Origin of the sequence: Kluyvera georgiana ATCC 51603, from assembly GCF_001654985.1 — a bacterium.
Classification (GTDB): Bacteria; Pseudomonadota; Gammaproteobacteria; order Enterobacterales; family Enterobacteriaceae; genus Kluyvera; species Kluyvera georgiana.
Window position 1 is genome coordinate 53,104 of record NZ_LXEU01000005.1, and the last position, 12,642, is coordinate 65,745.

15 protein-coding genes are annotated in these 12,642 nt (G+C 53.1%); 10 read left to right on the top strand and 5 right to left on the bottom strand.

Annotation, left to right across the window (positions count from 1 at the left end; translation table 11 throughout):
* Positions 1–30: 30 nt before the first annotated feature.
* The gene (gene pyrE / locus M989_RS01315) at positions 31–672 is read left to right on the top strand and encodes an orotate phosphoribosyltransferase (protein ID WP_064540959.1); all 642 of its coding nucleotides are present in this window, start codon (positions 31–33) and stop codon (positions 670–672) included.
* Positions 673–746: 74 nt separating this feature from the next.
* On the opposite strand, the gene slmA is transcribed toward pyrE, so the two are convergent.
* The 3 genes from slmA to coaBC all read right to left on the bottom strand — a co-directional run bounded on the left by slmA (position 747) and on the right by coaBC (position 3,153).
* Positions 747–1,343, bottom strand: coding sequence for a nucleoid occlusion factor SlmA (slmA, locus tag M989_RS01320; protein WP_064540962.1), 597 nt, complete (start codon positions 1,341–1,343; stop codon positions 747–749).
* 153 nt (positions 1,344–1,496) lie between these two features.
* Positions 1,497–1,955, bottom strand: a complete 459-nt coding sequence (gene dut / locus M989_RS01325) for a dUTP diphosphatase (RefSeq protein ID WP_035895829.1) — start codon at positions 1,953–1,955, stop codon at positions 1,497–1,499.
* On the bottom strand, positions 1,933–3,153 hold the full coding sequence (gene coaBC, locus M989_RS01330) for a bifunctional phosphopantothenoylcysteine decarboxylase/phosphopantothenate--cysteine ligase CoaBC (RefSeq protein WP_064540996.1): 1,221 nt from the start codon (positions 3,151–3,153) through the stop codon (positions 1,933–1,935). Before coaBC ends, dut begins: the two co-directional genes overlap by 23 nt.
* Positions 3,154–3,327: 174 nt before the next feature.
* Here coaBC and radC point away from each other — a divergent pair, with 174 nt between their 5' ends.
* The 4 genes from radC to mutM all read left to right on the top strand — a co-directional run bounded on the left by radC (position 3,328) and on the right by mutM (position 5,547).
* The gene (gene radC, locus M989_RS01335; RefSeq protein WP_064540965.1) at positions 3,328–3,993 is read left to right on the top strand and encodes a RadC family protein; all 666 of its coding nucleotides are present in this window, start codon (positions 3,328–3,330) and stop codon (positions 3,991–3,993) included.
* Between the two features lie 219 nt (positions 3,994–4,212).
* On the top strand, positions 4,213–4,449 hold the full coding sequence (rpmB, locus tag M989_RS01340) for a 50S ribosomal protein L28 (protein WP_002436699.1): 237 nt from the start codon (positions 4,213–4,215) through the stop codon (positions 4,447–4,449).
* Between the two features lie 22 nt (positions 4,450–4,471).
* Entirely contained in the window at positions 4,472–4,639 is a 168-nt protein-coding gene (rpmG, locus tag M989_RS01345) for a 50S ribosomal protein L33 (protein ID WP_003024094.1), read from the top strand.
* Positions 4,640–4,737: 98 nt separating this feature from the next.
* A complete protein-coding gene (gene mutM / locus M989_RS01350) occupies positions 4,738–5,547 on the top strand; it encodes a bifunctional DNA-formamidopyrimidine glycosylase/DNA-(apurinic or apyrimidinic site) lyase (RefSeq protein ID WP_064540968.1) in 810 nt (269 codons plus the stop codon).
* Between the two features lie 47 nt (positions 5,548–5,594).
* Here the strand turns inward: mutM and coaD are convergent, their stop codons facing one another.
* Both coaD and waaA read right to left on the bottom strand, forming a co-directional pair.
* Complete coding sequence (gene coaD, locus M989_RS01355; protein WP_064540999.1) at positions 5,595–6,074, bottom strand: pantetheine-phosphate adenylyltransferase; 480 nt, start codon at positions 6,072–6,074, stop codon at positions 5,595–5,597.
* Positions 6,075–6,082: 8 nt separating this feature from the next.
* Positions 6,083–7,360 carry a lipid IV(A) 3-deoxy-D-manno-octulosonic acid transferase gene (gene waaA, locus M989_RS01360; protein ID WP_064540971.1) on the bottom strand — a complete coding sequence of 426 codons (1,278 nt, stop codon included), beginning with the start codon at positions 7,358–7,360 and terminating at the stop codon, positions 6,083–6,085.
* A gap of 405 nt (positions 7,361–7,765) precedes the next feature.
* Here waaA and rfaQ point away from each other — a divergent pair, with 405 nt between their 5' ends.
* Genes rfaQ through waaZ form a run of 5 tightly spaced genes read left to right on the top strand, consistent with a single transcriptional unit; the run spans position 7,766 to position 12,625 of the window.
* Complete coding sequence (rfaQ, locus tag M989_RS01365; RefSeq protein WP_074398709.1) at positions 7,766–8,833, top strand: lipopolysaccharide core heptosyltransferase RfaQ; 1,068 nt, start codon at positions 7,766–7,768, stop codon at positions 8,831–8,833.
* Positions 8,833–9,957: a glycosyltransferase family 4 protein gene (locus M989_RS01370; protein ID WP_064540975.1), complete on the top strand. Its 1,125-nt coding sequence runs from the start codon at positions 8,833–8,835 to the stop codon at positions 9,955–9,957. The genes rfaQ and M989_RS01370 overlap by 1 nt, the downstream gene beginning before the upstream one ends.
* Entirely contained in the window at positions 9,950–10,747 is a 798-nt protein-coding gene (gene rfaP / locus M989_RS01375; protein ID WP_064540978.1) for a lipopolysaccharide core heptose(I) kinase RfaP, read from the top strand. The genes M989_RS01370 and rfaP overlap by 8 nt, the downstream gene beginning before the upstream one ends.
* Positions 10,748–10,762: 15 nt before the next feature.
* A complete protein-coding gene (gene waaO / locus M989_RS01380) occupies positions 10,763–11,788 on the top strand; it encodes a lipopolysaccharide 3-alpha-galactosyltransferase (RefSeq protein ID WP_064540981.1) in 1,026 nt (341 codons plus the stop codon).
* Between the two features lie 54 nt (positions 11,789–11,842).
* Positions 11,843–12,625 carry a 3-deoxy-D-manno-oct-2-ulosonate III transferase WaaZ gene (waaZ, locus tag M989_RS01385; RefSeq protein WP_064540984.1) on the top strand — a complete coding sequence of 261 codons (783 nt, stop codon included), beginning with the start codon at positions 11,843–11,845 and terminating at the stop codon, positions 12,623–12,625.
* Positions 12,626–12,642 lie beyond the last annotated feature (17 nt).

Sequence of the window (12,642 nt, forward strand, 5' to 3'; positions counted from 1 at the left end):
CCGTAATAAAGTGAGATGAGGAGCGAATCCATGAAACCGTATCAGCGCCAGTTTATTGAGTTTGCGCTTAACAAGCAGGTACTTAAGTTTGGCGAGTTTACGCTGAAATCCGGGCGAAAAAGCCCCTATTTCTTCAACGCCGGGCTGTTTAATACCGGGCGCGATCTGGCACTGTTAGGCCGTTTTTATGCTGAAGCGCTGGTGGATTCCGGCATCGAGTTCGATCTGCTGTTTGGCCCTGCGTACAAAGGTATTCCGATTGCGACCACCACCGCGGTGGCGCTGGCGGAACATCACGACAAAGACTACCCGTACTGCTTCAACCGTAAAGAAGCCAAAGATCACGGCGAGGGCGGTAATCTGGTTGGCAGCGCGCTGACCGGGCGCGTGATGCTGGTGGATGACGTTATCACCGCGGGAACGGCGATTCGTGAATCGATGGAGATCATCCAGGCCAACGGCGCGCAGCTGGCTGGCGTGCTGATCTCTTTAGATCGTCAGGAGCGTGGTCGCGGTGAGATCTCGGCCATTCAGGAAGTGGAACGTGATTACGGCTGTGACGTTATCTCGATCATTACCCTGAAAGATCTGATCGCTTATCTGGAAGAAAAACCGGAGATGGCTGAGCATTTAGCCTCGGTACGCGCATATCGCGAAGCGTACGGCGTGTAAAAATTGCCGGATGGCGCTGCGCTTATCCGGCCTACAGAACGTTTGTAGGCCCGTAAGCGTAGCGCCAACGGTGTTTACTGCAGTTGGGCGACAATCAGCGGCCAGCGGGCGTCAAAATCGTCTGTCGGGCGATACTTAAATTCGCTGCGAACAAAGCGCGAGAGCATGCCTTCGCAGAACGCGAGTAGCTGACTTGCCAGCAGCGTCTCATCGGTTTCGTAGCCTTCCCCTTCACGCATTTTGCGCTCGCGCAGTACCTGACGCAGTTGAGCCTCAATGCGCTCAAACAGCTGGTTAATACGGCCCTGCAGGCGGTCTTGCTCAAACATCAGCGCGTGACCGGTGAGGATACGGGTCAGGCCTGGATTGCGTTCGCCGAAGCCCAGAATCAGCAGCACAATCAGACGTAAACGCGCGGTCGTATCCTTTTCGTCTTTCAGAATCAGGTTGATACGGGTAATCAGGCTATCTTCGATAAACTCGATAAGGCTATCGAACATGCGGGTCTTGCTTGGGAAATGCCGGTACAGCGCCGCTTCAGACACGCCAACGGACGCGGCCAGTTTTGCCGTCGTGATTCGCTGGCTGCCATCGCTGGATTCAAGCATCAACGCCAGGGATTGAAGTATTTCCTCGCGACGATTCCTTTTCGCAGTTTGCTTTTCTGCCATGTTCTAAAATACCCCTGAAAATAAAACACTTGTCAGGCGAGCATCCACACGGTGACCGCAACCATAAATTGCAGTGATCTTTTTGCATTATGACGCCGTGAGATGCGTAAAAAACGGGCACATCACATCCTGCATGATGTGCCTGAGGGCGAGTTATTGACGCCCGGAGTGGCCGAAGCCACCTTCGCCACGATCGGTGGCTTCAAACGATTCGACCAGATTAAACTCGGCCTGTACGACAGGAACAAACACCATCTGCGCGACGCGTTCGCCTGGCTCGATAGTGAAGGTGGTTTGCCCACGGTTCCAGATGGAGACCATCAGTTGCCCCTGATAGTCAGAGTCGATAAGCCCCACCAGGTTACCCAACACGATACCGTGCTTATGGCCGAGGCCAGAGCGCGGCAGCATCACCGCCGCCAGAGACGGATCGGCAATATGAATTGCCAGGCCGGTCGGCAGTAAGGTGGTTTCCCCTGGCGCCAGTTCCACGGCGTCATCAAGACAGGCGCGCAGATCAAGGCCTGCAGAGCCAGCGGTGGCATAGGTCGGCAGCGGGAACTGCTGGCCAATACGCGAGTCCAGAATCTTAACGTCGATTTTTTTCATCATAACGGTTAACGATCTCGTCCAATAATAGTTGGCCCAGGAGTGACTTACTGGCGAGAGGTAAACGCTTCTCGCCGTCCTGCCAGAAAAGGTGCAATGCATTGTTATCGCTATTAAAGCCTTGATTTGATTGCGATACATCATTGGCGCAAATCAGATCAAGGTTCTTGCGGCTACGCTTTTGCCGCGCATATTCTTCCACATTATTCGTTTCGGCGGCAAACCCTACGACGTAGGGACGGTGCTCTTTCAGTGCGGCAACGCCGGCGACGATATCCGGGTTTTTCACCATTTTTATTGTGAATTCATTGCCCTGGGTGTCCTGCTTCTTAATTTTTTCTTCGGCAATAACCGCTGCGCGATAGTCGGCGACCGCGGCGCAGCCGATAAAAATCTGCTGTTGTGTGATGCTGGCCTGAACGGCGGCGTTCATCTCTTCAGCTGTGGTGACGTCAATACGTTGCACAAAGGCGGGCGTCGGCAGCGACACCGGGCCGCTAACCAGCGTGACGTTGGCGCCACGGCGCGCTGCGGCTTCGGCGATAGCAAAACCCATTTTGCCCGAACTGTGGTTGGTGATGTAACGCACCGGGTCCAGCGGTTCGCGGGTCGGGCCTGCGGTAATCATGATGTGCAGATGTTGCAGATCGTTGACGGCAGAAAAATGTGCTGCGGCCATGTCGACAATCGCTAACGGGTCGAGCATACGACCGGGCCCGACGTCGCCACAGGCCTGGCTGCCGCTGTCCGGGCCCCAGATCAACATATTGCGTGAGGCGAGTACCTCAAGGTTGTGCTGCGTGGCAGCGGCACGATACATCTGCTGGTTCATCGCGGGAACAACGGCAACCGGCGACGGGGTGGCGAGACAGATAGTCGACACCAGGTCGTTTGCCATCCCGGCGGCCACGCGGGCAATTAAGTCGGCGGTGGCCGGCGCAAGGATAACGAGGTCAGCCCATTTGCCCAGCTCAATGTGGCCCATCGCCGCTTCGGCAGCGGTATCGAGCAGGCTGTCGGAGACCGGATAGCCGGATACGGCCTGCAGGCTCAGCGGGGTGATGAAGGCTTTTGCTGCGTCGGTCATTGCGACGCGCACGTCAGCGCCGCGCTCGCGCAGGCGACGCACCAGCTCCGGCGTTTTGTAGGCAGCGATACCGCCGCTGACGCCAAGAACAATTTTCTTACCGGCCAGGCTCATCATGATTTTTCCTGTTAGGGGGACACCAGAATTCGCGCATTTTATCACAATCCTGACAGGGTCGTGCGCTTACGACAGCGACACTTTGCGAGCCGCTACGCAAGGGTGATATCCGTGTCGTGCAGGGGGGATCGTACTGTGACATCCTAGCGGCAGCCATCAGAGGAGGCCATCATGGAGAGTCCAGAAGCCCTCATGCCGCGTGAAAAGATGCAGCGGTACGGGATTGAGTCGCTCACGGATGTTGAGCTACTGGCGCTATTTTTGCGCACCGGCACGCGGGAAAAAACCGTATTATGTTTCTCGCAGGACCTGTTGCGCCATTTCGGTTCGCTGTATGGCCTGCTTTCGGCGACCGAAAAAGCAATAACCCAGATCGACGGTATAGGTATTGCCAAGTATGCCCAGCTTAAGGGCATTGCCGAGCTGGCGCGTCGCTACTTTAGCCTGCGGGTGCTGTCTGAAGATTCCCTGCTGAGCCCGGAGATGACGCGTGAGTTTCTGCAAAGCCAGCTCGCCGACGAGGAGCGGGAAATCTTTGTGGTGATCTTTCTCGATAATCAACATCGGGTACTCAAACACAGTCGACTTTTTTCCGGCACCCTCAGCCACGTTGAAGTGCATCCGCGCGAAATTGTACGAGAAGCCATCAAAGTAAATGCTGCTGCGGTGATCCTGGCACATAATCATCCATCGGGTCATGCGGAGCCGAGTAAATCAGACAGACTTATTACCGAAAGGGTGGTAAAATGTTGCCAATTCATGGATGTACGTGTGCTTGACCATCTGGTTATTGGCCGCGGTGAGTACGTTTCTTTTGCCGAACGCGGTTGGATTTAGCGGTTTATTACGCGATCCACCGGGATCTTTGTCTGTTCGGGACTTGAGCATAACGCCGGGTCAGCGTATACTACGCCACCTTTGAGAATCTCGGGTTTGGCATTTGGGCCTGGCAATCGAGAGTTCACTTAGAACTACGCGATGACCGGGCTGTAAAGCCTGACGAGGCGCCGATACCCCATACGAAGCTCGAGCTAATTTGATTTTTGGAGAATAGACATGTCCCGAGTCTGCCAAGTTACTGGCAAGCGTCCGGTGACCGGTAACAACCGTTCCCACGCACTGAACGCGACTAAACGCCGTTTCCTGCCGAACCTGCACTCTCACCGTTTCTGGGTTGAGAGCGAGAAGCGTTTTGTCACCCTGCGCGTATCTGCTAAAGGTATGCGTGTAATCGATAAGAAAGGCATCGATACAGTTCTGTCCGAACTGCGTGCCCGTGGCGAAAAGTACTAAGTACTTAACGAGGAAATAAATCATGGCTAAAGGTATTCGCGAGAAAATCAAGCTGGTTTCTTCTGCTGGTACAGGTCACTTCTACACCACCACGAAGAACAAACGTACTAAGCCGGAAAAACTGGAACTGAAAAAGTTCGATCCAGTTGTCCGTCAGCACGTTCTGTACAAAGAAGCTAAAATCAAATAATTTTAGTTTCGATGTAGCAAAAAACCTCGCCTCGGCGGGGTTTTTTGTTTTCTGCGCGTCCCCATAATAGAGACATCAGTATTCGAGCCGGAGACGTTATGCCTGAATTACCCGAAGTTGAAACCAGCCGCCGCGGCATTGAACCCCATCTGGTCGGAGCTACCATTCAGTACGCCGTGATTCGCAACGGACGCCTACGCTGGCCCGTCTCTGATGAAATCTACCGTCTGAGTGACAAACCGGTGCTGAGCGTCCAACGACGCGCCAAATACCTGCTGCTTGAGCTGCCTGACGGCTGGATCATCATCCATCTGGGTATGTCGGGAAGTTTACGCATTCTGGCGGAAGAACTGCCGGCGGAAAAACACGATCACGTGGACCTGGTGATGAGTAACGGTAAAGTGCTGCGCTACACCGACCCAAGGCGCTTTGGCGCCTGGCTGTGGACGCCGGTACTGGAAGGACACAGTGTGCTTGCTCATCTCGGCCCTGAGCCGTTGAGCGCGGAATTTAGCGCGGATTATCTGCAGGCGAGATGTGCGAAGAAAAAAACGGCGATTAAACCCTGGCTGATGGATAATAAGCTGGTGGTGGGCGTCGGCAATATCTATGCCAGCGAGTCGCTGTTTTCCGCGCGGATCCATCCGGATCGGCTGGCGTCGTCGCTATCGGTGGAAGAGTGCGAACGACTGGTTGCGGCGATCAAAGCGGTGCTGCAACGATCGATTGAGCAGGGTGGAACCACGCTAAAAGATTTCCTGCAAAGCGACGGCAAGCCGGGCTACTTTGCGCAGGAGCTACAGGTGTACGGGCGGAAAGGGGAAGCCTGTCGGGTATGCGGGACGCCGATTATCGCCAGCAAACATGCGCAGAGAGCAACATTTTATTGCCGGCAGTGCCAGAAGTAACCACGTTGCCCGGCCAGGCTAGCGCCGCCGGGGGAACGCACAGAGGCTTACTTCAACTTCTCCATCAGCGCCTGATGCACATTCACGGGTAGAAAATGGGTTACATCGCCATCATGACGTGCGACCTCTTTTACCAGCGATGATGAGATAAACGACCACTCCTTCGACGGCATCAGAAAGACGCTTTCCAGCTCCGGCATCAGGTGGCGGTTCATATGCGCAAGCTGCATTTCATATTCGAAATCCGCCACCGCGCGCAGGCCGCGAATCAGGATATTGGCCTGCTGGGTACGGGCGAAGTTAGCCATCAGATCGCTAAAACCCATCACTTCCACGTTGCCAAGGTGCGCCGTTGCCTGCTGGGCCAGCGCCACGCGCTCGCTCAGGTCAAACATCGGCTTTTTACTTGGGCTGGCCGCAATAGCGAGGATGACCTGATCGAACATGCAGGCCGCGCGGGTCACGATATCAAGATGACCGTTGGTGATGGGATCGAAAGTGCCCGGATAAATCGCCCGTTTTTGCATAATCATCCTCAATGCGTTTTCGGTGGCAGGTACGGTTCCAGGAGTTGTAACAGGCGTTGTAGCGCGCCCTGGTTCTGATACAAGACCTCAACGGCGTGTCGACCGTAGAAGCTACGGTAATCTGCATCGCCCAGCAGTGAGGATACCTCTTTTTCGAGGCTTGCGGCATCGGTCACGGTGATAAGACCGCTCGCCTGTTCCAGACGGGCGCAGATATCTTTGAAGTTGAAGGTGTGCGGGCCCATCAGTACGGGAATAGCATGCGCTGCGGCTTCCAGCGGGTTATGCCCACCACGTTCAACCAACGAGCCGCCGACAAACGCCAGGTCGGCAATGCCATACAGCAGCATCAGCTCACCCATGGTGTCGCCAATGACCACCTGTGTTGTGGCGGAGGGGACTTCACCGGAGGAACGGGTGATAAAGCTCAAGCCAGCCTGACGCGTGAGGTTGATAGCGTCCGGGAAGCGTTCCGGGTGACGTGGCACCAGAATCAGCAGTAAGTCTGGATAGTGTTGTAGCAGCGCCTTGTGGGCGGCAATAACGATACTCTCTTCGCCCTCGTGGGTGCTGGTGGCTATCCATACCGGGCGGCGCGGCGCCCATTGGCGACGCAGCGTGACCGCTTTGGCAGCCAGCTGTGGCGTAACGGAAATATCGAACTTCAGGCTGCCGGTAATGGTTACCTGATTATTTTTGGCACCGAGCGCGACAAAACGTTGGCCATCTTCTTCATTTTGCGCGGCAATCAGCGTAATACGCTGCAGCAGCGTGCGTACGAATGAGCCCAGTTTGGCGTATCCGGCGGCTGAGCGCTCGGACAAGCGTGCGTTGGCAATCACCAGCGGAATATGGCGACGATGCAGAGCGGCAATCAGGTTCGGCCACAGCTCCGTTTCCATAATCAACACCAGTTTAGGGTCGATTTTATCGAGAAAACGGTTGAGGGCATCGGGTAAATCATACGGCAGATAGACGTGCTGAACGTCTTTGCCAAACGCCGACTGCACACGCTCGGAACCGGTTGGGGTCATCGTGGTCACAGTAATCGGCAAATCGGGGTAACGATGACGCAGCGCGCGAACTAATGGGATCGCCGCCAGCGTTTCGCCAACGGACACCGAATGCAGCATGATTCCGCCGGGCTTCAGCGGCTGGCGATAAAAACCGTAGCGTTCACCCCAGCGTTTTCGGTAGGCCGGAGCCTTACGTCCGCGCACCCAAAGCCGTATCCAGATGAGAGGCTGGATAAGGTAAAGAAGGGCGGTGTAAAGCAATTCAAGCATAATAAATAGCTGAGTTATGAATGTGCTGTGGATTCTAAGTATTTAGCTAAGGCTTTACCATTACTTTTGCTGTTTTTGGTCTAAATTATCCACAGCACAGGGGCTGGCCGTGGATATCACTGCCGAACCCCCTTTTTTATACTGTTCATTGCGGTTAACACCCATGGATATTTGGGGGCTGGCAAAGCCGGCGTTATGGCAAGGGTAATGATTTTAATTAAATGATTTATAAGTGAAAAAAACTTTATTTGCGCGAAAGCTATCCGGTTCGGATTGCGGCTCAAGAAGTGGTACACTAGCGCATCAAAATAAGTGCAATATCAGTAATCAGGTAGCTGTTGAGCCTGGGGCGGTAGCGTGCTTTTTTCCTACTTTTACCGGAAAATCTCAACCAAAGAGTCGCTTGTGGAAAAGCCATTTCGAAAAATTCTGGTCATTAAAATGCGTTTTCACGGGGATATGTTGCTCACTACTCCCGTTATTAGCACGCTGAAACGCCATTATCCTGAGGCGAAGGTTGATGCCCTGCTGTACCAGGACACGATCCCTATTTTGTCTGAGAATCCTGCAATCAACGCGCTGTATGGTATTAAAAATAAAAAAGCCAAAACGGCAGAGAAAATAACCAATTTCGTCAGTCTCATTAGGGTATTGCGCGCCAATAAATACGATCTCGTCATCAATATGGCAGACCAGTGGATGGCGGCGGTGCTGGTACGCCTGTTGAACGCGCCAATGAGTATCTCGCAGGACTATCAGCACCGGCAGTCGGCCTTTTGGCGCAACAGTTTCACACATCTTGCACCTCTGACAGGCAGTAACGTCGTTGAGAGCAACCTCTCGGTGCTGGCCCCTCTGGGGCTTGATTCGCATGTGGCTGAGACGACCATGAGCTATAACCCAGTCTGCTGGCAGCGTGTGCGCGCCGAGCTTGATAAAGCTGGCGTTGGCGAGCGCTACGTGGTGATCCAGCCGACGGCGCGGCAGATATTTAAGTGCTGGGAGAACGAGAAATTCTCCCGGGTGATTGATGCTCTGCACGATCGCGGGATAGAGGTGGTGCTGACTTCCGGGCCGGGTGTGGACGATCTGGCCTGCGTGAACGCGATTGCTCAAGGCTGTCAGCAGCCGCCAGTGACGGCGCTGGCCGGTAAAGTTAGCTTCCCGGAACTGGGGGCATTGATTGACCACGCCGCGTTGTTTATCGGCGTCGACTCCGCGCCGGGACATATTGCGGCTGCGGTCAAAACGCCGCTGATTGCGCTATTTGGTGCGACGGACCATATTTTCTGGCGCCCGTGGTCGGACAATATGATTCAGTTCTGGGCCGGTGACTATCGGCCGATGCCGCCGCGCGAGCAGCGTAACCGCAATGAAATGTATCTTGCGGTTATTCCGGCCGAGGACGTCATTGCAGCTATCGACAAAATTCTGCCTGTTCACGAGGCCGAATCTGCAACAGGTGAAGCATGATGATCGTTGCATTCTGTCTGTATAAGTACTTTCCCTTCGGTGGTCTGCAGCGCGACTTTATGCGCATTGCTCAGACCGTTGCGGATCGCGGCCATCAGGTGCGCGTTTATACGCAAGTCTGGGAGGGGGAGTGCCCCGATGCTTTTGAGTTAATTCGGGTTCCGGTGAAATCCCATACCAACCACGGTCGCAACGTGGAATATTATACGTGGGTGCAAAACCACCTGCACGAGCATCCGGTCGCCAGGGTCGTGGGCTTTAATAAGATGCCTGGGCTGGATGTCTATTACGCCGCCGACGTGTGTTACGCCGAGAAAGTGGCGCAGGAGAAAGGCTTCTTTTATCGCCTGACGTCACGCTATCGCCACTATGCGGCGTTCGAGCGCGCCACGTTTGAACACGGTAAGCCGACGCAGTTGCTGATGCTGACGGACAAGCAAATTGCGGATTTCCAGAAGCACTATCAGACCGAGCCTGAACGTTTTCATATTTTGCCGCCGGGGATTTATCCGGATAGAAAATACAGTCAGCAGATTCCGAACGCCCGTCAGGTTTATCGACAGAAGAACGGTTTGACTGAATCGCAGAATGTATTGCTGCAGGTGGGATCCGACTTTACGCGCAAAGGCGTGGATCGCACTTTGTCCGCGATAGCTTCACTGCCGGAAAGCCTGCGTCATAATACGCAGCTGTTTATCGTAGGCCAGGATAAGCCGGGGAAATTCGCCGCGCTGGCTGAGAAATACGGCATTCAACGCAACGTCCACTTTTTCTCCGGGCGCAATGACGTGGCGGAACTGATGGCGGCGGCGGATTTACTGCTGCACCCGGCCTATCAGGAGGCGGCAGGCATCGTGCTGCTGGAGGCGGTGACGGCCGGCCTGCCGGTGTTAACCACCAGCGTGTGCGGCTATGCACACTATATTGCGGACGCCAACTGCGGCACGGTGATTGAAGAACCCTTCCGACAAGAAGCCTTGAATGAGATTCTCCTTAAGGCGTTAACCCAGCCAGCGCTTCGCGCAGCGTGGGCGGAAAATGCGCGCAACTACGCCGATACACAGGACTTATACAGTCTGGCAGAGAAAGCGGCAGACATCATAATAGGTGATTTGGATGGTTGAGCTGAAAGAACCGCTGGCCACGTTGTGGCGCGGAAAAGATGCTTTTGAAGAAGTGAAGCATCTGCAGGGCGAAGTCTTCCGGGAACTGGAAACGCGTCGCACCCTGCGTTTCGAACTGGCGGGCAACAGCTATTTTCTGAAATGGCACCGTGGAACCTCTCTCAAAGAGATCGTCAAAAACCTGATTTCACTGCGTATGCCGGTGCTGGGTGCTGACCGCGAGTGGAATGCGATCCACCGCCTGCATGACGTGGGTGTTGATACCATGCACGGCGTTGGTTTCGGCGAGAAAGGTCTGAACCCGTTAACCCGTACATCCTTCATCATCACCGAAGATCTCACACCAACCATCAGCCTTGAAGACTACTGTGCAGACTGGGTGACAAACCCACCGACGCCCGTGGTGAAACGTATGCTGATTAAACGCGTCGCGACGATGGTGCGCAAAATGCACCTGAGCGGGATTAACCACCGCGACTGTTATATCTGCCATTTCTTGCTGCATCTGCCGTTTAGCGGTGAAGAAGAAACGTTGAAGATTTCGGTTATTGACCTGCATCGTGCGCAAATTCGCGATCGTGTTCCACGTCGCTGGCGCGATAAAGATCTGATTGGGTTGTATTTTTCATCGATGAATATCGGGCTAACCCAGCGCGATGTTTTTCGCTTTATGCAGATTTATTTTGCGCAGCCGCTTAGAGACGTGATGAAACAGGAACAGGCGCTGATGGCGAAAGCTGAAGAAAAAGCGAATAAAATCAAAGAGCGAACGCTCAGAAAGTCGTTGTAACGTTTGGGGCAGAGCATGGCATATTCGTATTTAAATGCGGAAGAGATGATCACAGAAACGATTGTCTTTGATGAGCGTGAAGCGGCGCAGGGCCGTTTGCCGTTCCATATCGCTTACGGTATTGATAAGAACTTTCTCTTCGGTTGTGGAGTCTCCATTGCCTCGGTTTTGCTACACAACCGCGATATGGATTTTGTGTTTCACGTCTTTATTGACACCCTTCCGGAGGCGGAGAAGCAGCATTTCTTGCAGCTTGCAAAAGATAATAACACCTGTATTCAGATTCATATCGTCAACTGTGACCGTTTGAAGTCTTTCCCGACGACCAAGAACTGGTCTGTGGCGATGTACTTCCGCTTTATTATCGGGGACTACTTCATTGGCCAGCAGTCGCGCGTACTTTATCTGGATGCGGACATTGTGTGCCAGGGGAGTATAAACGAGCTGCCGACGCTGGCATTAGGTGATAACGTAGCGGGTGTTGTTCCGGAGCGTGATAAAAAGTGGTGGCTGTCACGCAGCCAGAGCCTGGAATGCCCGGCTATTGAGAATGGCTATTTTAATTCGGGCGTGCTGTTGTTGAATATCCCGGCATGGGCCGGTGAATATGTTTCAGGAAAAGCGATGTCGCTGCTGTCCGATAAGAATGTGACTCGTAAACTGAGCTTTATGGATCAGGATATTCTGAACATTATTCTCGCAGGGAAAGTCGCCTTTATCGCGGGTAAATATAATACGCAGTTCAGCCTCAACTATGAGCTGAAGGATTCATTTACCAACCCGATTAATGACGGTACCGTGCTTATCCACTACGTGGGGCCAACCAAGCCATGGCATAACTGGGCGACTTACCCTAGCGCAACGCCTTTCCTGAAGGCGAAAGACGTGTCGCCATGGAAAGCGGTATCGCTGCTAAAACCGAGCAATGCCAACTATGCCCGCTATTGCGCTAAGCATAACTTTAAGAATAACCAGCCGATTGCCGGCATCATGCACTACATTTACTACTTTTATTTGCGGTTGGTGAAGTCGGCCCGCTAGTGTAGCGTAAAGAAGATAATCGGCTTTGGGTAATAATATTTTGGTGACAGTCTTATGAGCGGTAAATTGCACAGCATCACAACCGAAGACATTAACGAAATCAAACGTCACAAGACCTCTGAAAACAGTATTATTTTCCTCTCAGGACCTTCGTCACTGAAAACTCCCCTGGATCTGTTGATGGCATCAGACGTTATCTCCGTCAACGGTTCTGCCCGCTATCTGCTGGACAACAATATTCAGCCTTTCATCTATGTGTTAACCGATTCGCGCTTCTTACTGCAGCGTAATGATGATTTTCGCGAGTTCGTGAAGAAGAGCAAATACACGATCGTTAACGGTGAGGTGTACGATAAAGCCTCTGCAGAAGATAAGCGCTTTATCGACAATAGCGGTTTTATCATCCGCTCGCTGTATCAGCGGGAAAAGGGTGGCTTCTTTAAGAAGTTAAAATTTACCCTGCTGGCAAAGTTTGACGAAAAAATTCTAATAGACGTCCCGTTGTCAAAAAAGAAACGGTTGGTTGGCTTCAGTCTGGACATCTCGCACGGGTATTGCTCATGTCATACCGTGGCGTTTGCCGCCCTGCAGGTGGCATACAGCTTAGATTACAAGAAAATTATCCATTCCGGACTGGATTTAGTCGACAATTGCGCTCGGTTTTATGATGAGAAAACCAACAAGCAGGCATCAGAACTGAGTCGGGATTTAGGTAAAATCCTGCCGTTCTATACTTTTATGCGAGAAAAGGTTCCTGATATTAACGTCTACAACCTTTCGGACAATACCGCCGTTAGCTATGATGTCGTTCCTTTTATTACGCCACAGGAAGTGTAATCTGAGGGAAATAAAAA